The organism is Streptomyces sp. NPDC056628, assembly GCF_042792555.1.
Lineage (GTDB): Bacteria > Actinomycetota > Actinomycetes > Streptomycetales > Streptomycetaceae > Streptomyces.
Window position 1 is genome coordinate 297083 of sequence record NZ_JBHTWG010000004.1, and the last position, 21550, is coordinate 318632.

The 21550-nt window shown below is 70.3% G+C and carries 21 protein-coding genes; 14 read left to right on the forward strand and 7 right to left on the reverse strand.

Annotated features, from left to right (window positions below):
• The first annotated feature begins 232 nt into the window (after window positions 1–232).
• From ACFRAC_RS08990 to ACFRAC_RS09000, 3 genes are all read left to right on the forward strand, one after another.
• Window positions 233–454 carry a hypothetical protein gene (locus tag ACFRAC_RS08990; protein WP_062673574.1) on the forward strand — a complete coding sequence of 74 codons (222 nt, stop codon included), beginning with the start codon at window positions 233–235 and terminating at the stop codon, window positions 452–454.
• Between the two features lie 83 nt (window positions 455–537).
• Window positions 538–720: a hypothetical protein gene (locus tag ACFRAC_RS08995; RefSeq protein WP_361345638.1), complete on the forward strand. Its 183-nt coding sequence runs from the start codon at window positions 538–540 to the stop codon at window positions 718–720.
• 172 nt (window positions 721–892) lie between these two features.
• Window positions 893–1666 carry a polysaccharide deacetylase family protein gene (locus ACFRAC_RS09000; protein WP_382922623.1) on the forward strand — a complete coding sequence of 258 codons (774 nt, stop codon included), beginning with the start codon at window positions 893–895 and terminating at the stop codon, window positions 1664–1666.
• A 22-nt stretch (window positions 1667–1688) separates the two neighbouring features.
• Here the strand turns inward: ACFRAC_RS09000 and ACFRAC_RS09005 are convergent, their stop codons facing one another.
• A complete protein-coding gene (locus ACFRAC_RS09005; protein WP_382922626.1) occupies window positions 1689–2519 on the reverse strand; it encodes an alpha/beta fold hydrolase in 831 nt (276 codons plus the stop codon).
• A 191-nt stretch (window positions 2520–2710) separates the two neighbouring features.
• Between ACFRAC_RS09005 and ACFRAC_RS09010 the strand changes: the two genes are divergently transcribed.
• Entirely contained in the window at window positions 2711–3583 is an 873-nt protein-coding gene (locus ACFRAC_RS09010) for a DUF72 domain-containing protein (RefSeq protein WP_382922628.1), read from the forward strand.
• Here the strand turns inward: ACFRAC_RS09010 and ACFRAC_RS09015 are convergent.
• Complete coding sequence (locus ACFRAC_RS09015; RefSeq protein WP_382922717.1) at window positions 3580–4875, reverse strand: FG-GAP repeat domain-containing protein; 1296 nt, start codon at window positions 4873–4875, stop codon at window positions 3580–3582. The genes ACFRAC_RS09010 and ACFRAC_RS09015 overlap by 4 nt on opposite strands.
• Window positions 4876–5105: 230 nt before the next feature.
• Between ACFRAC_RS09015 and ACFRAC_RS09020 the strand changes: the two genes are divergently transcribed.
• On the forward strand, window positions 5106–5351 hold the full coding sequence (locus ACFRAC_RS09020) for a hypothetical protein (protein ID WP_382922630.1): 246 nt from the start codon (window positions 5106–5108) through the stop codon (window positions 5349–5351).
• Window positions 5352–5590: 239 nt separating this feature from the next.
• Window positions 5591–6280 carry a DUF2637 domain-containing protein gene (locus tag ACFRAC_RS09025; RefSeq protein ID WP_382922632.1) on the forward strand — a complete coding sequence of 230 codons (690 nt, stop codon included), beginning with the start codon at window positions 5591–5593 and terminating at the stop codon, window positions 6278–6280.
• A 23-nt stretch (window positions 6281–6303) separates the two neighbouring features.
• On the opposite strand, the gene ACFRAC_RS09030 is transcribed toward ACFRAC_RS09025, so the two are convergent.
• Both ACFRAC_RS09030 and ACFRAC_RS09035 read right to left on the reverse strand, forming a co-directional pair.
• A complete protein-coding gene (locus ACFRAC_RS09030; protein WP_382922634.1) occupies window positions 6304–6594 on the reverse strand; it encodes a zinc-ribbon domain-containing protein in 291 nt (96 codons plus the stop codon).
• Between the two features lie 104 nt (window positions 6595–6698).
• Window positions 6699–8993 carry a (Fe-S)-binding protein gene (locus tag ACFRAC_RS09035; protein ID WP_382922636.1) on the reverse strand — a complete coding sequence of 765 codons (2295 nt, stop codon included), beginning with the start codon at window positions 8991–8993 and terminating at the stop codon, window positions 6699–6701.
• Between the two features lie 217 nt (window positions 8994–9210).
• Here ACFRAC_RS09035 and ACFRAC_RS09040 point away from each other — a divergent pair, with 217 nt between their 5' ends.
• The 5 genes from ACFRAC_RS09040 (at window position 9211) to ACFRAC_RS09060 (ending at window position 14522) form a co-directional block, all read left to right on the forward strand.
• The gene (locus ACFRAC_RS09040) at window positions 9211–10275 is read left to right on the forward strand and encodes an MraY family glycosyltransferase (RefSeq protein ID WP_382922638.1); all 1065 of its coding nucleotides are present in this window, start codon (window positions 9211–9213) and stop codon (window positions 10273–10275) included.
• Between the two features lie 94 nt (window positions 10276–10369).
• Window positions 10370–12214, forward strand: a complete 1845-nt coding sequence (gene dnaK, locus ACFRAC_RS09045) for a molecular chaperone DnaK (protein WP_382922640.1) — start codon at window positions 10370–10372, stop codon at window positions 12212–12214.
• Window positions 12214–12858 (forward strand): nucleotide exchange factor GrpE, encoded by a 645-nt coding sequence (gene grpE, locus ACFRAC_RS09050; RefSeq protein WP_382922642.1) that lies wholly within the window; start codon window positions 12214–12216, stop codon window positions 12856–12858. Before dnaK ends, grpE begins: the two co-directional genes overlap by 1 nt.
• A 33-nt stretch (window positions 12859–12891) precedes the next feature.
• Entirely contained in the window at window positions 12892–14070 is a 1179-nt protein-coding gene (gene dnaJ, locus ACFRAC_RS09055) for a molecular chaperone DnaJ (protein ID WP_382922644.1), read from the forward strand.
• 5 nt (window positions 14071–14075) lie between these two features.
• Window positions 14076–14522: a heat shock protein transcriptional repressor HspR gene (locus ACFRAC_RS09060; RefSeq protein ID WP_382922719.1), complete on the forward strand. Its 447-nt coding sequence runs from the start codon at window positions 14076–14078 to the stop codon at window positions 14520–14522.
• 216 nt (window positions 14523–14738) lie between these two features.
• Here the strand turns inward: ACFRAC_RS09060 and ACFRAC_RS09065 are convergent, their stop codons facing one another.
• Window positions 14739–16454 (reverse strand): PA14 domain-containing protein, encoded by a 1716-nt coding sequence (locus ACFRAC_RS09065; RefSeq protein WP_382922646.1) that lies wholly within the window; start codon window positions 16452–16454, stop codon window positions 14739–14741.
• A gap of 303 nt (window positions 16455–16757) precedes the next feature.
• Between ACFRAC_RS09065 and ACFRAC_RS09070 the strand changes: the two genes are divergently transcribed.
• Together ACFRAC_RS09070 and ACFRAC_RS09075 are read left to right on the forward strand one after the other, a co-directional pair.
• Window positions 16758–17885, forward strand: a complete 1128-nt coding sequence (locus tag ACFRAC_RS09070; protein WP_382922648.1) for a sugar ABC transporter substrate-binding protein — start codon at window positions 16758–16760, stop codon at window positions 17883–17885.
• A 323-nt stretch (window positions 17886–18208) separates the two neighbouring features.
• The gene (locus ACFRAC_RS09075; RefSeq protein ID WP_382922650.1) at window positions 18209–19273 is read left to right on the forward strand and encodes a LuxR C-terminal-related transcriptional regulator; all 1065 of its coding nucleotides are present in this window, start codon (window positions 18209–18211) and stop codon (window positions 19271–19273) included.
• Here the strand turns inward: ACFRAC_RS09075 and ACFRAC_RS09080 are convergent.
• Window positions 19249–20265 (reverse strand): helix-turn-helix transcriptional regulator, encoded by a 1017-nt coding sequence (locus ACFRAC_RS09080; protein ID WP_382922721.1) that lies wholly within the window; start codon window positions 20263–20265, stop codon window positions 19249–19251. The two genes, ACFRAC_RS09075 and ACFRAC_RS09080, sit on opposite strands and share 25 nt — an antisense overlap.
• Window positions 20266–20584: 319 nt before the next feature.
• On the opposite strand from ACFRAC_RS09080, the gene ACFRAC_RS09085 reads away from it, so the two are divergent.
• Window positions 20585–20920, forward strand: a complete 336-nt coding sequence (locus tag ACFRAC_RS09085; RefSeq protein ID WP_062673604.1) for a hypothetical protein — start codon at window positions 20585–20587, stop codon at window positions 20918–20920.
• A 169-nt stretch (window positions 20921–21089) separates the two neighbouring features.
• On the opposite strand, the gene ACFRAC_RS09090 is transcribed toward ACFRAC_RS09085, so the two are convergent.
• The gene (locus ACFRAC_RS09090; RefSeq protein WP_382922653.1) at window positions 21090–21503 is read right to left on the reverse strand and encodes a pyridoxamine 5'-phosphate oxidase family protein; all 414 of its coding nucleotides are present in this window, start codon (window positions 21501–21503) and stop codon (window positions 21090–21092) included.
• Window positions 21504–21550 lie beyond the last annotated feature (47 nt).

Below are 21550 nucleotides of genomic sequence, written 5' to 3' on the forward strand. Positions count from 1 at the left end.
GCACAGGGGAGGGGAAGGAGGAGGGGAGAAGGGTGACGCCTGCGTCTCCACCGGGGGCCGCGTGCCGGTGTACGACGTCTTCCGCAAGGCCATGATCGCCGACCGCGCGTGCTGATCCGGTCGACGATATGGATTTGTGAAACTCCAGGTCAACGGCGTGCATGACGTCATCTGTGGCTTTCTTGTGCCCAGGGCCACAGCGGGGCGGCTTCGTGAAGGCGCATACTGAGCCATGACAAAGCCTCCGGCGCCGAAGCGTCATCTGCCCACCAGCCCCTTCAAGGCCCCGGCCGTGCCGGCTCCAAAACACTTCGCCATGGGCGATCAGGTGACCCATGATGTGTACGGCCTCGGCCGGGTGGTCGGCATCGAGGACGGGGTCGCGGCGCTCGTGGACTTCGGCTCCGCCCAGATGCGGATCGTGAGCCCGTACGCGAAGATGACCAAGCTCTAGTAGCCGCCGGTGCCCGGTCACGGCACCCCAGGTCCCGTCATGGGCCCTGCACGAAAGGCAGAACTCCCATCGAATCGACTTCCTTGTTCTCCGCCCCCTTCGAAGGGCAGCCCCGCCGGACCGGCGCGGCCTCTCCGCCTCCCACCACGACGCCCTTCCAGGCCCCCGACTTCGGGGACGAGGAGGGCGTCTGGGCCGAGGAGGCGGACGACCAGGAGGACGACATGACCGCCGACCGGACCCAGCGGCGCGGGCGCGCCGCCTGACATCCGCTCCGCGGGACGGCACCGGGCGCCGCGCCCCCGTCGAGTTGTCCCCGAACTCCCCCGGGTTTGTCCGTGATCGGTAACGGACGGATCCCCGGGCCGCCGAACCTCGTCATGCCAGATGGTCACAGTGACCGGGCAGCGGCGGGCACAGCGGGAGAGTGGGGCGGACATGGCACGGCACGGGGGCGGGCGCGGCTGGTACGGCAAGCTGATCGGGGCGGCGCTGGGCGTGACGATCCTGGCCACGGGGGCGTCGGTGTGGACCGCGCAGGCCGGCGCCGCGGGCGAGGCGGCCCCCAGGGCGAGCGTGCCGGCCGCGGCGGACCGCGCCGCCGAGCCCGTCGCCGTGACCATCGCGCACGCCTCGGAGAAGGGGCCGCGCGGCGTCAACATCACCATCGACGACGGCCCCGACCCGAAGTGGACCCCGAAGGTCCTCGACGTGCTGCGCGAGCACGGCGTGAAGGCCACGTTCTGCATGGTCGGCACGCAGGCCAAGGCGTACCCGGACCTGGTCAGGAAGGTCGTCGCCGAGGGGCACCGGCTGTGCGACCACTCGGTCTCCCACGACACCACCATGGACAAGAACTCCCGCACCTACCAGGCGCGGCAGATCCTGGACGCCGAACGAATGATCACAGAGGCGTCCGGCGGCGTACGGCCGATGTACTACCGGGCGCCGGGCGGGGCGTTCACCCCCTACAGCCGCAAGCTCGCCGCCTCGCATGGCATGCGGCCGCTCGGGTGGAACGTCGACACCAAGGACTTCGAACGGCCGGGGGCGGACGCCATCGTCGCCACCGTGCAGCGGGAGCTGGCCAACGGGCCGACCCTGCTGTTCCACGACGCCGGCGGCGACCGCTCCCAGACCGTCGAGGCCCTGCGCCGCGTCCTGCCGTGGCTCGCGGCGCAGGGCTACACGTGCGGCTTCCCGGTGCGGTGAGCCGCGCCGGACGCCTCCGGCGTCAGGACCGGACGAACTCCAGGATGTCCGGGTTGAGGACCTCCGGGTGCGTCGACAGCATCCCGTGCGGATAGCCCTCGTACGTCTTGAGCGTGGCGTTCTTCAGCAGCTTGGCCGACAGCGGGGCCGAGTCCTCGTACGGGACGACCTGGTCGTCGGTGCCGTGCATGACCAGCACCGGGACGTCGATCCTCTTCAGGTCCTCGGTGAAGTCGGTCTCGGAGAACGCCTTGACGCACTCGTAGTGGGCGTTGGCGGCGCCCATCATGCCCTGCCGCCACCAGTTGTCGATCAGTCCCTGAGACACCTCCGCGCCGGGGCGGTTGAAGCCGTAGAACGGCCCCGACGGCACGTCGATGTAGAGCTGCGCCCGGTTGCCGGCGACCCCCGCGCGGAAGCCGTCGAACACCTCGATGGGCGTACCGCCGGGGTTGCTCTCCGACTTGATCATGATGGGCGGCACGGCGCCCGCCAGCACGGCCTTGGAGACCCGGCCGGGCTTGGCGCGGGCGACGTAGCGGGCGACCTCGCCACCGCCCGTGGAGTGGCCGATGTGGACCGCGTCCCGCAGGTCGAGCGCATCGGTGAGGGCGGCGACGTCGGCCGCGTAGGTGTCCATCTCGTGGCCGCCGGCGCTCTGGGACGACCGTCCGTGGCCGCGCCGGTCGTGGGCGATGACCCGGTAGCCGTGCGACAGGAAGAACAGCATCTGGTTGTCCCAGTCGTCGGCGCTCAACGGCCAGCCGTGGTGGAAGACGATCGGCTTGCCGTCGCGTGGACCCCAGTCCTTGTAGAAGATCGTGGTGCCGTCGTCGGTGGTGACCGTACCCATGGTTGATCCTCCGCTCGTCCGGGCGTGCCTCAGCCGTTCGGATGGGTGGGGGCACACGCGTGATCTGCGACTGCGCGCCTACAGGCGCGCCGGATGTACCCGGACCAGATTACGCGCGGGCCCCGGAGGCCACATCCGCAGACGGCGGGCGCGCACGTCTGGCCGCCGGACGTCCGGGTAACCGCCGTCCCATGGGCGACATCAGGGTGGGCACGTGTTCGTGGACGGACCGGGCGCTGGTCGGCAGCGGCTGGTACCCGGTGGGGCGGCGGGACGCCGAGGGGCGGTTGCGGCACTACGCCGAGCGCTTCCCGGTGGTCGAGGTCGACGCGACGTACTACGCGCTGCCCGGTGAGCGGAACAGCGCGCTGTGGGCGGAGCGGACGCCGGACGGCTTCGTGTTCGACGTGAAGGCGTTCTCCCTGCTGACCGGGCATCCGACCCGGCCGGCCCTGATGCCGCGGGGGTGGCCGGCCGACGCGCGGGACCCGCGCATCCTGGACGAGGTGTGGGCGCGGTTCACGGCGGGCATCGCGCCGCTGCGGCGGGCCGGGCGGCTGGGCGCCGTGCTGTTCCAGTTCCCGCCGTGGTTCCGGCCCGGCGCGCGGGCGGAGACGTTCCTGGAGCAGACCGCGCGGCGGACGCGGGGGTGGCCGCTGAGCGTGGAGTTCCGGCATCCGGCGTGGTGGCGGGGTGAACAGGCGGAGGTCACGCGGGCGTTGCTCACCCGGCACGGGATGGCGGCGGTCGCGGTGGACATGACGCAGACGCTGCCCGCCTCCGTGCCGCCGGTCGCCCCGGTCACCTCGCCCCGCCTCTCGGTCGTGCGGTTCCACGGCCGCAGCGCGCACTGGGGGACGGGCAGCAAGGAGGAGCGCTTCCGGCACTGCTACGACGAGGACGAACTGCGCGAGTGGCTGCCCCGGCTGGAGGGGCTGGCCGGCCGGGTCGACGCCCTGCACGTGCTGTTCAACAACTGCTGCGGGGACGCGGCCGTACGGGCCGCCGAGGCCATGACCCGGCTCCTCGGCCGGACGGCGGAGCGGGCGGGGGAGACGACCTAGGGCACCAGGAACTCCGTGCTGGAGAACGTCACCGACGGCTCGGCCGCCAGCAGGCCCTGCTTCGCGGGCCGGCCCGGGTACACGGCCACCGTGTCCTTGGTCTCGCCGACGTACGTCCGCACGACCAGATCCGCCCGGCCGTCGCCGTCGAAGTCGCCGGTGGACAGGACGCGGGTGGTGCCGTGGGCCGGTGGCTGCACGGTGACCATGCCGGTGGTGCCGAGGCCGCCCGCGCGGCCCCGGAAGACGCGCAACCGCGAGCCGCTGGAGAGCAGTTCGCTCAGTCCGTCGCCGTCGAAGTCGGCGGCGTCCAGCATCGAGCCGGCGCTGTCGAGCGTCGCCCGTGCCGCAGCGGCCGGCAGGTCGTAGCGCAGAGACGTTTTGCCCATCGCGCCGACGGCCGCGTCCAGGGCCTTGCCCCGGCCGAACGAGCCGAGGGCGAGGTCGATCCCGGCGGGCAGGGTGACCCCCGTGCGGGTCGGGCCGTCCGGGCCGCCGAGGACCACCGCCGAGGTGCCGGAGCCCTCCGCCGTGCGCACCACGAGGTCGTCGTACCCGTCGCCGTCGACGTCGGCGGCCGGTCCCGTGGGCAGGTTGCCCGGTGACGGGACGGGGGCGCCGGCCGCGCGGGGGGCGCCGTCGCGGTCGAAGGGGCCGCGCAGGAAGCTCAGCCGGCCGTCCGAGGCGTGCACCACCAGGTCCTGGGCGTCGTCGCCGTCGAAGTCGCCGCACACCGGCTGGTCCGGCCAGTCGTTGCCGAAGCGGGCGGCGTCGGGGATCGTCAGCTTGACCCCCTTGCCGGTCAGGCCGCCGGGGGAGCCGAAGAGGATCTGGAGCGGGACCGGCGGCCGGCCCTGGCCGTCGAACGGCGGGTCGGTGGAGACCACCAGGTCGGTGAAGCCGTCGTCGTCGAGGTCGCAGGTCGCCTCGGCGTCGAAGACGGCGGGCTGCCGGCCGTCGGTGGCGGCCGCGTGCCGCCGGGGGTCGAGCAACTGCCGGGCGCCGGGCGTGAGTCCGCGGGCGCCGCCGTAGACGATGCCGATGCCGGCGTCGTCCGTGTGCGCCTGCGTCTTCGCCAGGTCGTTGACGACGAGGTCGCGGTGCCCGTCCCCGTTGAAGTCGTCGGGGACCTCACTGCCCTTGCCGTGCGGCACCGGGAGCTCGGCGGGGGCGTCGGCGACCCGGAGCGGGGTGGGAGCGGCCTTGGCGTCGTCGTGGGCGGTGGGGCCGCAGGCCGTCAGGGCCAGGGCCGTCAGCGTGGCGAGGGTGCCGGTCAGGGCCGCCGTACACATCCCGCTTCGTCGCGTGCGCACCGCTCACCTCGTCAGTACCAGGGACAACAACTGGGTAATGATGCACGCGTTCGAGAAGCGGCGACAGCCCCGGGTCCGGACGGGGTGGCGGGATGGGCGGATGTGGCTTGAATACGCCCGAGTCGCGCACCGCCCCGCACGCACGGGAACGCCTGTGCGGAAGCCTGCGTCGACCCCAGGCCCCCCCGCAGCGCACCCAGAGGACAGCCGTGCCCGACACCTCGTCCCCCGCCGCCGTCACCGCCCTTGCGCCGCTCGCCGCGCAGGCCGAGCGCCTGATCGAGCTCGGCGTGCACGACCTCGCCGGGACAGCGGCCGACGAGCTGCGGCCCCGCGCCGCGCCGCCCGTGCTGTGTGGAATTCGGCCAAGATCCGCGAAGGAAAAGTGCCGGAGTACATATTCGGAATGTCATGGGACGGTGGCGCTCATGGATATTCCATATCATCACCGTTGACGCATATTCCCCCGAATGCCAGACATCCAGCCCTGCACGGCGCTCGTTAGGTGGGCGTGACTTGGCAGGAGAAACACGCAGCTGAGGAGTGCGCGCGTCGCTCGCGTCAGGCAGCTGATCAGATCACTGCGGAGAGCATCACCTATTGCTCTGATCTGCTCGACGACTTCCTGAGAGCCATCGGCCGGATGGAGCGTGAATATCTGCGAGCGGCGCGCGAAGGGGAGGGGTCGTAGAAAATGAGGACCGATTATGAACCAGTAGGCGAGCCGCCTCATTACACGCAGCAGCTCGACATGCAGAACCTCTGGCAGCAGTCGGACGCGGGCATGACGCCGGAGGCCTGGGACCTGGACGAGGAGCTGGCCCAGATGCTGGGCGCCGCCCGTGCCCCGGATCCCGCCCCGCCCCGGCGGGAGGCCGACCGCCGGCCCGTGCCCCGCCCCGTGCACCGCAAGCGGCCCCAGCCCGGCGCGCATTCGCTCACCAGGAACCCGAAGGTGCTCACCGTCTCGATCCTGGTCACCCTCATCACCCTGTGCGCGGTGACGATGCTCACCTGGTCCATCTCGTACTCGTACGACCAGTTGCGGACGATCGCGCTGCTCGTGGTGGCGCCCAAGCTGGCCCACTGGTGGCCGCTGACGGTCTACGGCCCGTGGCTGCTGGCGGGGCTGTCCATCCTGCGGGCGTCGGTCCAGCGCCGGACCGCCCGCAAGTCCTGGGCCGTCATGCTGATCGCCTCCGGCACCGCCGTGGCGCTGTGCATCGGGCAGTCGGCGCACTCGCTGCTCGCGATGGTGGTCGTGGGCATCCCGCCGATCACCGCCCTGGTCTGCTTCCGCGAACTCATCGGGCAGTTCTCGTCCCGTCCCGGCCCGCGGCACGCCGCCGACGCGGTGGGCGCCCAGAAGCAGCCGAAGCAGTAGGCCGCCGCCGGGGGTCCCGGAGGTCAGGGCCGGTACGGCTGCTGCGGCTGCCCGTACGCCTGCTGACCGGGGCCCCCGGGAGTGGCCTGCGCCAGGAGCTGGTCGGCCTGCTCCCCGGTGACCTTCCGCTCCGCGCCGCAGAACGTGCACTGCGTCGCGAACCTGGTCGAGACGGGGAACAGCGGCACGAAGAACAGCGTGAACTTCGTGACGCGTTTCCGCAGGGTGTGGGCCGAGGGGTTGCCGCACTGGCCGCACACCAGCGTCAGTATCGCGAGCTGGTAGAGGTAGCCCTTGGTGCCGAAGATGATCACGCGACGGTTCCTTTCGATCAGGTGCCGTCCTCCAGCCTGCCCCACGACGAAGCCCCCTGTCCCGTACGGGTCCAGGGGGCTTCGTCGTGCGGCCCGGGAAGCGGCTACTTCGCCGGGGCCGGCTCCGGCTCGTTCTCGGCTCCGGCCTCGCCCGCGGGCGGCTCGTCGTCCGCCGCCGGCGTCCTGACCGAGTCCAGCAGCAGCTGGGCGACGTCGACGACCTGGATGGACTCCTTGGCCTTGCCGTCGTTCTTCTTGCCGTTGACCGAGTCGGTCAGCATGACGAGGCAGAACGGGCACGCGGTGGAGACGATGTCCGGGTTGGTGGAGAGGGCCTCGTCGACGCGCTCGTTGTTGATGCGCTTGCCGATCCGCTCCTCCATCCACATCCGGGCACCACCGGCGCCGCAGCAGAAGCCGCGCTCCTTGTGGCGGTGCATCTCCTCGTTGCGCAGACCGGGGACGCTGGCGATGATCTCGCGCGGCGGCGCGTAGATCTTGTTGTGCCGGCCCAGGTAGCACGGGTCGTGGTAGGTGATGATGCCCTCGACCGGGGTGACCGGGATCAGCTTGCCCTCGTCCACCAGGTGCTGGAGCAGCTGGGTGTGGTGGATGACCTCGTAGTCGCCGCCGATCTGCGGGTACTCGTTGCCGATCGTGTTGAGGCAGTGCGGGCAGGTGGCGACGATCTTCTTCGCCGACTTCGGCTTCTTCGACTCGGGCGTCACGTGGCCCTCGTCGTCCATCTCCTCGCCGAACGCCATGTTCAGGGCCATGACGTTCTCCATGCCGAGCTCCTGGAACAGGGGCTCGTTGCCGAGGCGGCGGGCGGAGTCACCGGTGCACTTCTCGTCGCCGCCCATGATCGCGAACTTGACGCCCGCGATGTGCAGCAGCTCGGCGAAGGCCTTGGTGGTCTTCTTGGCCCGGTCCTCCAGGGCGCCGGCGCAGCCGACCCAGTACAGGTACTCGACCTCGGCGAGGTCCTCGATGTCCTTGCCGACGACCGGCACCTCGAAGTCGACTTCCTTCAGCCACTCCAGGCGCTGCTTCTTCGCCAGACCCCAGGGGTTGCCCTTCTTCTCCAGGTTCTTGAGCATCGTGCCCGCCTCGGACGGGAACGCGGACTCGATCATCACCTGGTAGCGGCGCATGTCGACGATGTGGTCGATGTGCTCGATGTCGACCGGGCACTGCTCGACGCAGGCGCCGCAGGTGGTGCAGGACCACAGGACGTCCGGGTCGATGACGCCGTTCTCCTCGGCGGTGCCGATCAGCGGGCGCTCGGCCTCCGCGAGGGCGGCGGCGGGGACGTCCTTCAGCTGCTCCTCGGACGCCTTCTCCTCGCCCTCCATGGTCTTGCCGCCGCCGGCGAGCAGGTAGGGCGCCTTGGCGTGCGCGTGGTCGCGCAGCGACATGATCAGCAGCTTCGGGGAGAGCGGCTTGCCCGTGTTCCAGGCGGGGCACTGCGACTGGCAGCGGCCGCACTCGGTGCAGGTGGAGAAGTCCAGCAGGCCCTTCCAGGAGAACTGCTCGACCTGGGAGACACCGAAGACGTCGTCCTCGCCCGGGTCGCCGAAGTCGATCGGCTTGCCGCCGGACGTCATCGCGGGCAGGGCGCCGAGCGCGGTCTCACCGTTGGCGTTGCGCTTGAACCAGATGTTCGGGAACGCCAGGAAGCGGTGCCAGGCGACACCCATGTTGGTGTTCAGCGAGACGACGATCATCCACACGAAGGACGTGCCGACCTTGATCATCGCGACGAAGTAGACGAGGTTCTGCAGCGCGGTGACGCTCAGGCCCTTGAAGGCGAGCACCAGCGGGTACGAGGCGAAGTACCCGGCCTCGTAGCCGTCGACGTGGTGCAGCGCGCCCTCCAGGCCCCGCAGCACGTAGATGGCGAGGCCGATGGTGAGGATGACGTACTCGACGAAGTACGCCTGACCCGCCTTGGAGCCGGCGAAGCGGGACTTGCGTTCCGGACGGGACGGCAGGCTCAGCAGCCGGATCGCGATGAGCACGGCGATGCCGAGGATCGTCATCAGGCCGATGAACTCGATGTACATCTCGAACGGCAGCCAGGTGCCGATGACGGGCAGCGTCCAGTCCGCCTGGAAGAGCTGCCCGAACGCCTGGGCGAGGGTGGGCGGGAGCGTCAGGAAGCCGACCGCCACGAACCAGTGGGCGACGCCGACGATGCCCCAGCGGTTCATCCGGGTGTGGCCGAGGAACTCCCGCAGGAGCGTGACACTGCGCGCGTAGGGGTTGTCGGTACGGCTGCCGGCCGGCACCGGCTGGCCGAGCTTGAAGTACCGGACGAACTGGCCGATGGCGCGTGCGAGCAGCGCAACGCCGACCACGGTCAGCACCAGCGACACGATGATCGCGGCGAGTTGCATTTCGGGGCTCCTCGGGCCTGCGAGGGGGTGGTTCGAGGGGGTCCCTCGACATGACTGGCGACATTACTAAGCGGTAACTTATGCAGTCCTCTGAGACTACCCGCATCCTCCTTCGCACTGTAGCCAGGGGCGGGGTGATCTGGGTCGCTGAGGCTTGCCTTAAGAACCGATCGTGTTATTCATCCCGAAATGGTATATACGGCCCTATTCTGTCTCCGTGCTCTACGGGATCACCGCCGCCACCACCGCCCTGCTGGTCACCGCCCTGCTGGCGGCGCTGCTCCGTCTGCCCGCTCTGCGGTTCGGCATTCTCGACCGGCGCCGGCAGCGTCCGCTGCCGCTGCTCGGCGGGGTGGCGGTGGCCCTGGTGACCTGCCTGGTCGCCGCCGCCGGTGAGTGGACCGGGTACGCCCCGCTGGGCTCCGAGACCATGCGCCTGCTGGTCGCCGCGGGCGCCGTCGCCCTGCTCGGGCTCGTCGCCGACGTACGGCGGGTCAAGGCGCGGTTCCTGGTCGGCGGCACGGCCGTCGCGGCGGCCTGTGTGGTGCCGTACGGCGACACGGGGTTCCTGATGGCGGTGCCGGCCGTCGCCTGGATCGTCCTGGTCGCCGTCGCCTTCAAGGCGCTGGACCACGCGGACGCGCTGGCCGGCACGGTCGGCGTGCTCAGCGCCTTCGGGGTCGGCGTCTGCGCGGCGGCCGAGGTGATGGACGAACTGGCGGTGCTGCTGAGCGTGCTGGCCGCCGCCCTGACCGGCTTCCTGCTGCCGAACTGGCATCCCGCGCGGATCGGGCTCGGAGCGACCGGCTCGCTGTTCGTCGGGTTCGTGCTGGCCTCGTCGGCGGTGATGACCCGGGCCGGGCACGACCCGGCCGTCAGCGCCGGGCTCCTGTACTCCCTCTCCGCGCTCGCCGTCACCGACGTGGCCCTGGTCGCCGTCTCCCGCCGGCTGGCCGGACGGCCGCTGCTGCGGGGCGCGCCGGACCATCTGGCGCACCGGCTGCGCCGGGCCGGGCTCACCCCGCAGGGCACGACCGTCGCGCTGGGCGCCGCCGCCCTGCCCGGGGTGGTCGTCGGAGTCCTGGTGCACCTGGGGCGGCTCGGCGGGACGGCCGTGTGGTGGGTGGGGGCGGGGTCGGCCCTCGTCGTCCTCGGCCTGCTGCACATCAAGCCCTACGGCCCCAGGCGTCAACCGCGCGTACCGGTGCAGGACTCCGTCCGCGCGTCCCGGCGTATGGAATCGCCGCAGGTAGGAGCCCCGTTGCGTGTAAGGAACGGATAAGACTTGAGTGAGGGCGACTCAGCTCTGTTGACCCGTTGCGAGCCGTCATGCACACTTGAGTCCGTTCCACTCAAGTCAGCTGGAGGAATCAACCATGGCACGTGCGGTCGGCATCGACCTGGGCACGACTAACTCCGTCGTCAGCGTTCTGGAGGGCGGCGAGCCCACCGTCATCACCAACGCCGAGGGCGCCAGGACCACGCCGTCCGTCGTCGCCTTCGCCAAGAACGGCGAGGTGCTGGTCGGCGAGGTCGCCAAGCGGCAGGCGGTCACCAACGTGGACCGGACCATTCGGTCCGTGAAGCGCCACATGGGCACCGACTGGAAGATGGAGCTCGACGGGAAGCCCTTCAACCCCCAGCAGATCTCCGCCTTCATCCTTCAGAAGCTGAAGCGCGACGCGGAGTCCTACCTGGGCGAGAAGGTCACGGACGCGGTCATCACCGTCCCGGCCTACTTCAACGACTCCGAGCGCCAGGCGACGAAGGAGGCCGGCGAGATCGCCGGTCTGAACGTCCTGCGCATCGTCAACGAGCCCACCGCGGCCGCGCTCGCGTACGGCCTCGACAAGGACGACCAGACGATCCTCGTCTTCGACCTCGGTGGCGGCACCTTCGACGTGTCCCTCCTGGAGATCGGTGACGGCGTCGTCGAGGTGAAGGCCACCAACGGTGACAACCACCTCGGTGGTGACGACTGGGACCAGCGCGTCGTCGACTACCTGGTCAAGCAGTTCCAGTCCGGTCACGGCGTGGACCTGTCCAAGGACAAGATGGCCCTCCAGCGCCTGCGCGAGGCGGCGGAGAAGGCCAAGATCGAGCTGTCCTCGTCCACCGAGACCTCGATCAACCTGCCCTACATCACCGCCTCCGCCGAAGGCCCGCTGCACCTGGACGAGAAGCTCACCCGGGCTCAGTTCCAGCAGCTGACCGCGGACCTCCTGGAGCGCTGCAAGACCCCGTTCTTCAACGTCATGAAGGACGCCGGCGTCTCCATCAACGAGATCGACCACGTCGTCCTCGTCGGTGGCTCCACCCGTATGCCCGCCGTCGCCGAGCTCGTGCGCGAGCTGACCGGCGGTAAGGACGCCAACAAGGGCGTCAACCCGGACGAGGTCGTCGCCATCGGCGCCGCCCTCCAGGCCGGTGTCCTCAAGGGTGAGGTCAAGGACGTCCTGCTCCTCGACGTGACTCCGCTGTCCCTCGGTATCGAGACCAAGGGCGGCATCATGACCAAGCTCATCGAGCGCAACACCACGATCCCGACCAAGCGGTCCGAGATCTTCACGACGGCCGAGGACAACCAGCCGTCCGTGCAGATCCAGGTCTACCAGGGCGAGCGCGAGATCGCGGCGTACAACAAGAAGCTCGGGATGTTCGAGCTGACGGGTCTGCCGCCGGCCCCGCGCGGTGTCCCGCAGATCGAGGTCGCCTTCGACATCGACGCCAACGGCATCATGCACGTGACCGCGAAGGACCTGGGCACGGGCAAGGAGCAGAAGATGACCGTCACCGGTGGCTCCTCGCTGCCGAAGGACGAGGTCAACCGGATGCGCGAAGAGGCCGAGAAGTACGCGGAGGAGGACCACGCCCGCCGCGAGGCCGCCGAGACGCGCAACCAGGGCGAGCAGCTCGTCTACCAGACGGAGAAGTTCCTCAAGGACAACGAGGACAAGGTCCCCGGTGACGTCAAGACCGAGGTCGAGTCCGCCGTCGAGGAGCTGAAGACCGCGCTCAAGGGCGAGGACACCACCGAGATCCGTACGGCCACCGAGAAGGTCGCCGCGGTCTCCCAGAAGGTCGGCCAGGCCATGTACGCCGACGCCCAGGGCGCCGGTGCCGGCGCCGAGGGTGCCGAGGCCGGTGGCGCCAAGGCCGCCGACGACGACGTGGTGGACGCCGAGATCGTGGACGACGAGCGCAAGGACGGTGCCGCGTAATGACGGAGGAGACCCCGGGCTTCGAGGAGAAGCCCGACGTCCCCTCCGGCGCCACCCCTGACGACGCCGAGCCGAAGGCCGCCCCCCAGGAGGGGACGGCCCCGGCCGGGGACGGACACGCAGACCCGGGTCTGGTGGCCCAGCTGGACCAGGTGCGCACCGCGCTCGGCGAGCGCACCGCGGACCTCCAGCGCCTCCAGGCCGAGTACCAGAACTACCGCCGCCGCGTGGAGCGGGACCGGATCACGGTCAAGGAGATCGCCATCGCGAACCTCCTGACCGAACTCCTGCCCGTGCTCGACGACATCGGCCGCGCGCGGGAGCACGGCGAACTCGTCGGCGGATTCAAGTCCGTCGCGGAGTCGCTGGAGACCGTCGCGGCGAAGATGGGCCTCCAGCAGTTCGGCAAGGAGGGCGAGCCCTTCGACCCGACGATCCACGAGGCGCTGATGCACAGCTACGCGCCGGACGTCACCGAGACGACCTGCGTCGCGATCCTCCAGCCGGGGTACCGCATCGGGGAGCGCACCATCCGCCCCGCGCGGGTGGCCGTCGCCGAGCCCCAGCCGGGCGCGCAGACCGTCAAGGAGGAGTCCGCCGAGGCGGCCGACGACAAGGAGAACGGTGGCCCGGACGAGGGCTGACGTTGAACCGATGAGGAAGGAGGGACGTCGAGGATGAGCACCAAGGACTTCATCGAGAAGGACTACTACAAGGTCCTCGGCGTCCCCAAGGACGCCACCGAGGCCGAGATCAAGAAGGCGTACCGGAAGCTCGCCCGCGAGTTCCACCCGGACGCCAACAAGGGCAACGCCAAGGCGGAAGAGCGGTTCAAGGAGATCTCCGAGGCGAACGACGTCCTCGGCGACCCCAAGAAGCGCAAGGAGTACGACGAGGCCCGCACCCTGTTCGGCAACGGCGGCTTCCGCCCCGGTCCGGGCGGCGCGGGCGGCTCCTTCAACTTCGACCTGGGCGACCTCTTCGGAGGCGCCCAGGGCGGCCAGGGCGGAGCCGGCGGCTTCGGCGGCGGGCTGGGTGACGTCTTCGGGGGCCTGTTCAACCGCGGCGGCACGGGCACGACCCGGACCCAGCCGCGGCGCGGCCAGGACATCGACACCGAGGTCAGCCTCAGCTTCACCGAGGCGATCGAGGGCGCGACGGTCCCCCTGCGGATGTCCTCCCAGTCACCGTGCAAGGCGTGCGCGGGCACCGGCGACAAGAACGGCACACCGCGCGTGTGCCCGACCTGTGTCGGCACCGGCCAGGTGGCCCGCGGCTCGGGCGGCGGCTTCTCGCTGACCGACCCGTGCCCGGACTGCAAGGGCCGCGGCCTCATCGCCGAGCACCCCTGCGCCGAGTGCAAGGGCAGCGGCCGGGCCAAGTCGTCCCGGACGATGCAGGTCCGCATCCCCGCCGGGGTGTCCGACGGGCAGCGCATCCGGCTGCGCGGCAAGGGTGCCCCCGGCGAGCGGGGCGGCCCCGCCGGTGACCTGTACGTCACCGTGCACGTCGACGCGCACCCGGTCTTCGGGCGCAAGGACGACAACCTGACGGTGACCGTCCCCGTGACCTTCGCCGAGGCGGCGCTCGGCGGGGAGGTCAGGGTCCCGACCCTGGGCGGTCCCGCCGTGACCCTGAAACTGCCGCCCGGCACGCCCAACGGCCGCACCATGCGGGCGCGGGGCAAGGGCGCGGTCCGCAAGGACGGCACCCGCGGGGACCTCCTGGTCACCGTCGAGGTGAGTGTCCCGAAGGACGTGACGGGGAAGGCTCGTGAAGTGCTGGAGGCGTATCGCGAGGCGACCGCGGGCGAGGACCCGCGGGCGGAGCTGTTCCAGGCCGCGAAGGGAGCATGAGTCAGATGGACGGTCGTCGGCGCAACCCGTATGAACTGACCGAGGAAACCCCGGTCTATGTCATCTCGGTGGCGGCCCAGCTGTCCGGCCTGCACCCGCAGACCCTCCGTCAGTACGACCGCCTCGGCCTGGTCTCCCCGGACCGCACGCCCGGGCGGGGTCGGCGCTACTCGGCCCGCGACATCGAACTGCTCCGCCAGGTGCAGGAGTTGTCGCAGGACGAGGGCATCAACCTGGCCGGCATCAAACGCATCATCGAACTGGAGAACCAAGTCGCCGCGCTCCAGTCCCGCGTCGCCGAACTGCAGGCGGCCCTGGACGGCGCGGCGGCGACGATGCGCCAGCGCGAGGCGGCGGTGCACGCCTCCTACCGCCGCGACCTGGTCCCGTACCAGGAGGTCCAGCAGACCAGCGCCCTGGTCGTCTGGCGCCCGAAACGGGCCAAGGACTAGGACACGCGTACCGCACACGAAAGGGGCCCGGAGATCGTCTCCGGGCCCCTTTCGTGTGCGGTACGGCGTCACTCGTCCTCGGGTCGGCTGTCGGGCTCGGTGACGGTGACGTACGAGAAGGCCCCGCCGGCGGTGGAGAGCACGACGGCGGTGGCGGTCACCGCGGACGCGCGTCCGGCTGGGCTCATGGGTTTTGTTCGATCCGTTCTCGGGCGGTCATCGGGCAGGGGCCGTGATGGCGTAGTCGCCCGTGGGGCGGGACTCCGTGCCGTCGGCGGCGACGGCGGTGACCCAGTAGTACGACGTGGTGCCGCGCGCGGCACCGGTGTCGACGTACTCCGTGGCGCCCGGTTCGGCGTCGGCGATCCGCTCGTAGGCCGAGGTGCCGGGGTTCCAGCGGTAGACGCGGTAGCCGGCCGCCTGTTCGGGGGCGTCCTCGCCGAGGCCGTACCAGGTGAGCCGGTTGCCCTCGTCGCCCTCGGCGCCGGCCGCCTCCAGGGTGAGCGGGGAGCCCTCGGGTGTCTCGACGGACGGTGTGGTGTCCAGCTCCGTCGCCACCACGATCTGGGCGTCGCCGGTCCGCTGGAAGGCGGAGTTGCCGGCGTCGTCGACCGCGTCGACGATGAAGCAGGACTCCTCGCCGTCGGGGAGCGTGGTGTACGCGTACGACGTCGTGTCGGCGGACACGTAGTACCCCGGGTAGAGGGAGCACATCTGCTCCTCCTCGTCGCCCCACAGTTCGCCCCGGCGCACGACGTAGCTCTGGAGGTCGGGGGTCGGATTGGCGTCCCAGCGCACCTCGAAGCCGTACTCGGTCGGCGTGGCGGTGACCCCGGTGACCAGAGACGGCGGGGTGTCGTCGCGGCGCCGGCCGCTGACGGAGGACGAGCGGGCCGACTCGTTGCCGGCGGCGTCCATCGAGGTGACCCGGTAGTGGTACGTGGTGCCCTCGACGGCGCTGGTGTCGAGCCAGGAGACCTGGGCGGTGGTGCCGACGCCGGTGTACGTGCCGTCCGCGCTCGCGGACCGGTAGACCCGGTACGAGGTGGCCCCGTCGGCGGCCTTCCAGCCGACCCGCAGCCCGCTCTCCTCGGACGCGGTGGTCAGCCCGGTGGGCGCGGCGGGCGCGGTCCGGTCGACGGTCGTCACCGGCTGGTCCGTGGTGCCGGTGCCCTCGTTGCCCGCCTTGTCGGCGGCGCGGACCTCGTAGTAGTACGTCGCGCCCGTCTTCGGGAGGGTGGTGTCGGTGTACGAGGTGGACGTGGTCGTCGCGAGGGGCGTGGTGCCGAACGAGGCGCCCTTCAGGCGGCGGTAGACGCGGTAGCCGGCGAGGTCCATCTCCTTGTTGGGGGTCCAGGTGAGGTGGGCTTTGCCGGTGGTGGTGTCGTAGACGGCTTGGGCGCCGGTGGGGGCGAGGGGTTTCGTCTGGTCGACGGTGGCGGTGGTGCGGGGGGTGTAGGTGAACTTGACCTTGGCGCTGCCGGTCCAGTTGACGTAGTCGACGCGCAGGGTGTGTTTGCCGGGCGGGATGGTGAGGTTGAGGGTTTTGGAGACGGTGGTGGAGGTGTTCTTCCACAGGTCGATCTTGCGAGTGCCGTCGAGGTGGACGCGGATGCCGTCGAGTCCGGAGGCGGTGAGGGTGAAGGGGCCGCCTGAGCCGAAGTCGCGGGTGACGCTCCATCGGACAGCGAAGTTGTCCTTGGGCAGTCCGGTGAGGGGGGCGCCGGACCAGCTCTGGTCGATGGCGCTGTCGCAGTCGGTCTTCTTCGGTGTGCCGGAGAAGGTGGTGTTCGCGAAGAACTGCCGTGTGAAGACCGGCGAGGTGCAGGACACCGCGGCCGACGCGGGGGTGGCCGTGGTGAGCAGGGTGCTCGCGGTGGCGAGCGCGACCGTCGTCGCGGCGGCGGTGGTCGCGCGTCTGGCTGGGTTCATTCGTTCCTCTGGTCGAGTACGGGACGGCGGTGCGAGCCGTCCTGAACGGGACTCATCACGAACGGGGTTGGTTGTACGGATTCCGCTATGTCGTCCGCCCGTCCTCGTGTGAGGTTCGGTGGAGGGGGTGTAACTGGTGATCTGGGAAGTTCCGCAATGTCTTTACATGATCGACGGAGCGTAGTGTTGCGCACTCGTTAAGTGGTTCCGCTTGACGCTGGGGGGCGTCGGCGCGTTGTCTTTTCAGACATTGGGCCGCAATGGCGCGCCCGTGTCCCGAAGGCACCAGAAGTGAGCTTCCCTATGCGTCCCTTGCGCTCTCTGCGCCGTACCGCCACTGCCGTGGCCGCCGCTTCCACGATGACCCTCGCGCTGGGTGCGTGCGGGGGACTGGGGGTCGCGGGGGACAGTAGTGGGGCGAGCCCGACCAAGGGCAACGACGTCACCGTGGGCCTGCTGCTGCCGGAGACCGCGAACACCCGCTACGACAAGTTCGACTACCCCATCATCAGGGACAAGGTCGAGAGCCTCACCAGCAAGCAGGGCAAGGTCGTCTACCGCAACGCCGACGCGGACGCGAAGAAGCAGGCGGACCAGCTCCAGCAGATGGTCGACGACCAGGTCGACGTCATCCTGCTGGACGCCGTGGACTCCCACGCCATCGCGAGCGGTGTGCAGGCGGCCAAGGACGCCGGTATCCCCGTCATCGCCTACGACCGCCTCGCCGAGGGCCCCATCGACGCCTACGTCTCCTTCGACAACGAGCTGGTCGGCGAGGTGCAGGGCCGCTCGCTGCTGGAGGCCATGGGGGAGGTCGACTCCTCCGACAAGATCGTGATGATGAACGGGTCGCTCACCGACCCGAACGCCAAGCAGTTCAAGTCGGGCGCGCTCTCCGAGCTCAAGGGCACGGTGGACATCGCCAAGTCGTACGACACCAAGGACTGGAAGCCGGAGAACGCCCAGGCCAACATGACCGAGGCGATCAACGAGATAGGCGTCAGCAACATCAAGGGTGTCTACTCCGCCAACGACGGCATGGCCGCCGGCGTCATCAAGGCCATGGAGGCCGCGGGCGTGACCAAGCTGCCGCCCATCACCGGCCAGGACGCCGAACTGGACGCCGTGCAGCGCATCCTGAGCGGCGAGCAGTACATGAGCGTCTACAAGTCCTACCCGCACGAGGCCGAGAGCGCCGCCGAGATGGCCGTCGCCAAGGTCCAGGGCAAGGACATCCAGTTCGACTCCCTCACCCAGGACCAGGTCGACAGCCCCACCCACCAGGACATCCCATCCCTGCTGGTCCCGGTGGCCGCCCTGACCAAGGCGAACATCGACAAGACGGTCCTGGCCGACGGCATCTACAAGCTGTCCGAGATCTGCACGGCCAAGTACAAGGCCGCGTGCCAGCAGGCCGGGCTCGGCAAGTAGCCGCCCGACGACCGATCCACCGGAGCCGCCGGGGCAGGACGCCCCGGCGGCTCTTGCGTGGTGCGAACCCGTGGCCGGAAATCGGCCGGGGCGCGGGCGACAGGGCCGAAAAGCCCCCATCAGCTTGTTGCAGCCCGGCGCCCCTGAGGGACGGAAATACCGGGATACAACCGGATGTTGTGGCCCGGCGCGCGGCAAGAGCCGTGTTGCGGACCACGGCCCGTCCGCGCATAGTTGCGCTGCGGAAGCGCGAGCGAACCTCAGGCCCGCGGGGCCGGGCGCAGTACCGGTGCGCGAGGCGAGGACCGGGGGTGGATGGAGCGATGGCCGGGCACGGGGAGCAGGGGCATCCCCATGGCGCCGACCGCCTGTGCGAGGCCGGGGACCGCGTGTACTCCCGGGCCGTACGCCGCGGAAGGGTCTCCCGCCAGGACGCAGGGCCGGTGCCCTGCCTGCTGGAGCTGGCCCTGCTGCACCCGGACCCCGACGACATGGACTGGCTGGTGCCGACCTCCCCGCAGGAGGTCATGACCCGGCTGCTGCGCGGGATGTACGAGGAGGTCAGCGCGAGCCAGCTGCGGATGGGCTCGGCGGTCGCGGCCTTCGAGCGGTACGCCGGGCTGGCCCCGCTCCCGAGCCAGGCGTCCGGCGCCGAGGGCACGGCTCTGCGCATCCTCGACGGCGACGCGCGCATCCAGGCCGCGCTGGACGAGGCGACGCAGGCGTGCACCCGTGAGGTCCTGACCGTGCAGCCCGGCGGCATCCGTCCCGAGCACGAGCTGACGGAGGGTCTGCACCGGGCGATGGCGCTGCGCGGCCGGGGGGTGCGGATGCGCGACCTGTACACGCATGTGGCCCGGCACGGGCAGGGGCTGCTCAACTACCTGGAGCTGATGGGCGACGCGGTGGAGGCCCGCACCCTGGACGAGGTCATCGACCGGCTGATCCTCTTCGACCGCACCGTGGCCTTCATCCCGGCGAACACCGACCGCACGATGGCGCTGGAGCTGCGCCACCCGGCCCTGATCAACTACCTGGTGACGGCGTTCGACCGGTTGTGGCGGCTGGCGATCCCGCTGACCGCCCCGATCCCCGACACCGGCTTCGAGGGCATCTCGCACCGGGAGCAGTCCATCGCCGCGCTGCTCGCGGAGGGACACCAGGACGCGGTGATCGCGGAGCGGCTGGGCATCAGCGTGCGCACCTGCCGGGCGCACATCGCCCGGCTGTCGGAGACGCTGGGCGCGGCCAGCCGTACGCAGCTCGGCGTGCGGATCGCGCAGGTCGGCCTGGACCGGGCGGCACGCGCGGCCCAGATCCCCGCCCAGCAGCCGTTCGGCGTCGCCGTCGGGCGGGACGCCGCTCAGCTGCCGCCCGGCGCCCGGTGATCCTCGTTGAGGATGCCGGACTGGGCGATGAGGTAGCCGAGCTGGGCGCGGCTGCCGCTGCCCAGGGCGGTGGCCAGCTTGGCGATGTGGGCCCGGCAGGTACGCACGTTCATTCCGAGCCGGCGTGCGATGGCCTCGTCGACGTGGCCCTCGACCAGGAGCTTGGCGATGGTGTGCTGGATGTCGGTGATGCCGTCGGGGGCGGTCTCGTAGGGGGCGTGCTCGGTCAGCGGGACCGCGCGGCTCCACATGAACTCGAAGACCTTGATGAGGTACCGGATGAGGCCGGGGTGCCGTAGCTCCAGGGCGACCTGCTGGTCGTCGCGGGTGGGGATGAAGGCGACCGACTCGTCGCAGATGATCAGGCGCTCGACGAGCTCGTCGATCGTGCGGTACTCGACCTTGCCGTCCGAGAGCTGGGCGACGTAGGCCAGCTTGCCGGGGTTGTAGCGCACGGTGTGCTGGTAGAGGGTCCGTATGCGCACCCCGCGCTCGATGAGCGGCCGGTCGCGCTCCAGGCCCTGCAGGAGGCTGCTCTCCGAGATACGGGTGCTCGGCTGGATGGTGAGCATCTCGGTCTGGCACTGGGCGGTGGCCAGGTTGAGGGCGGCGTTGATCCGCTCGCCGCCCTCCAGGACCGTGATCGAGTGGGTGCTCCCGGTGACCTGGGTGCTGAGGTCCATGAAGGGCTGGAGGGACTCGGTCAGCTCGACCGAGAGCCGGCGGCGCTCGGCGATCTCCCGTTCGATGGGATTGAGCCGTTGGGCGAGCGCCACCGAGGCGGGGAGGGGGATCAGCCAGTTCGCGTCGTCCGGGTCCGGGTAGAGCAGCGCGAACTCCATCAAACAGGGCACGGACTCCACGTCGGCGCGGGCGATACGCCCTGCACGCAGCGCGTTCGCATAGAGACGGCTGCCTTGAGCGCACATCTCGGTCATCGCATGGGGATGTGTCGCTTTAGTCTGATTCGTTGCCAAATCTCCACCCCCCATGGTCCTGAACATGCAGGAACATGATGCACCGATCGTGTGGCCATGAAGTGCCCGAATGAGCCATCGTCTTACTCGACGGGGGAAGAGGGGACCTTCAAGTGAGGACGAAGCCGACTATGCGGAACAAAATGCTTCGCTCGATTCTTGTCGCCGCCTTCTCAGCCGTTGTGGCCGTCGGAGCCCTGAGTGGCCTTTCGGAAGCGAAGAGCGACTCGCGGGCGGACAGCAGCTGGCCGAGTGCGGCCCCGACTGTCGTCATCGCCGGGGACAGTTCCTGGCCGGCCATCGGTGTGAATGGCGGCAGTGTGCAGGAGTCGGCATGACCACCCCACCCGACGACAGGTCATTCCGCAGGGAGATGGCGACCGCCTACCGCTCAGGGTGGCACTTCATCGACCTGGTCACCGCGATCCCCCACCCCGGTGACTCCCTGATGGTGACCGTCTTCGGCGAACCGGTGGTCGTCACACGCGACGAGGACGAGGACGTGCGGGCGTACCGGTGTCTGCGGCGGCCTCGGGGGGCGCCGCAGCCCGTGCGGTGCGCCATCCGATACGGAATGATCTTCGTCAACCTGGACCAGCGGGACCACCGTCTCGTGGAGCCGGAGGCACCGGCCCCCAGGACCATCTCAGCCACCCCCCGCAGTGCCTGACGCGATTCCCCCGTCGTAACAGATCGCTCAGGCGCTTCCCCCCGCAGCGGCGTCACCGTGACCTGAACACGGTGACGCCGCTGCAGTTTTCCGGGATATTTCCCGCTTTACGGCGACCCTCGACGCGGCTGGAACCGGCCGGTCCGCGTCCGCATCCCGGCCCCGTGCCTCAGCCGTGCCCCATGGCCCGCGTCAGCGAGATCTCGATGACCACCCGGTCCGGGTTCGGCGCCGGGGTCCGCCCGTACCGGACGGCGTAGCGCCGCTCGGCCTCCCGCACCCGCTCCGGCGCGCCGCTGACGTGCGCGACACCCTCCAGCGTCGCCCAGCGCCTGCCGTCCACCTGGCAGACGGCGACCCGTGCGCCCGCCGCGCCGGCGGCGAGCACGTGGGCCACCTTCCTGCTGGACTTGTTCGTGATCACCCGAGCCAGCCGGGCCTCGGGTTCGTATGTGACACCGACGGGCACCACGTGCGGGCTGCCGTCCGGACGGGACGTGGTCAGTGTGCACAGATGCCTCTCCTGCCAGAAGGAGAGGTACGGCGCGTCCGGCGCGCCCGGATCCTGGGGGTATGCGGCCATGGTCGGGAACCTAGCGGGTACCCGGGTCCCGGGCCCACCTTGAGTTA

Bases quoted from the DNA above. Each gene is read 5' to 3' on its own strand.
- ACFRAC_RS08990 (WP_062673574.1), top strand. From the start codon at position 233: ATGACAAAGCCTCCGGCGCCGAAGCGTCATCTGCCCACCAGCCCCTTC.
- ACFRAC_RS09000 (WP_382922623.1), top strand. From the start codon at position 893: ATGGCACGGCACGGGGGCGGGCGCGGCTGGTACGGCAAGCTGATCGGG.
- ACFRAC_RS09005 (WP_382922626.1), bottom strand. From the start codon at position 2,519: ATGGGTACGGTCACCACCGACGACGGCACCACGATCTTCTACAAGGAC.
- ACFRAC_RS09010 (WP_382922628.1), top strand. From the start codon at position 2,711: ATGGGCGACATCAGGGTGGGCACGTGTTCGTGGACGGACCGGGCGCTG.
- ACFRAC_RS09015 (WP_382922717.1), bottom strand. From the start codon at position 4,875: ATGTGTACGGCGGCCCTGACCGGCACCCTCGCCACGCTGACGGCCCTG.
- ACFRAC_RS09025 (WP_382922632.1), top strand. From the start codon at position 5,591: ATGAGGACCGATTATGAACCAGTAGGCGAGCCGCCTCATTACACGCAG.
- ACFRAC_RS09035 (WP_382922636.1), bottom strand. From the start codon at position 8,993: ATGCAACTCGCCGCGATCATCGTGTCGCTGGTGCTGACCGTGGTCGGC.
- dnaK (WP_382922640.1), top strand. From the start codon at position 10,370: ATGGCACGTGCGGTCGGCATCGACCTGGGCACGACTAACTCCGTCGTC.
- grpE (WP_382922642.1), top strand. From the start codon at position 12,214: ATGACGGAGGAGACCCCGGGCTTCGAGGAGAAGCCCGACGTCCCCTCC.
- dnaJ (WP_382922644.1), top strand. From the start codon at position 12,892: ATGAGCACCAAGGACTTCATCGAGAAGGACTACTACAAGGTCCTCGGC.
- ACFRAC_RS09060 (WP_382922719.1), top strand. From the start codon at position 14,076: ATGGACGGTCGTCGGCGCAACCCGTATGAACTGACCGAGGAAACCCCG.
- ACFRAC_RS09065 (WP_382922646.1), bottom strand. From the start codon at position 16,454: ATGAACCCAGCCAGACGCGCGACCACCGCCGCCGCGACGACGGTCGCG.
- ACFRAC_RS09070 (WP_382922648.1), top strand. From the start codon at position 16,758: ATGCGTCCCTTGCGCTCTCTGCGCCGTACCGCCACTGCCGTGGCCGCC.
- ACFRAC_RS09075 (WP_382922650.1), top strand. From the start codon at position 18,209: ATGGCCGGGCACGGGGAGCAGGGGCATCCCCATGGCGCCGACCGCCTG.
- ACFRAC_RS09080 (WP_382922721.1), bottom strand. From the start codon at position 20,265: ATGGGGGGTGGAGATTTGGCAACGAATCAGACTAAAGCGACACATCCC.
- ACFRAC_RS09085 (WP_062673604.1), top strand. From the start codon at position 20,585: ATGACCACCCCACCCGACGACAGGTCATTCCGCAGGGAGATGGCGACC.
- ACFRAC_RS09090 (WP_382922653.1), bottom strand. From the start codon at position 21,503: ATGGCCGCATACCCCCAGGATCCGGGCGCGCCGGACGCGCCGTACCTC.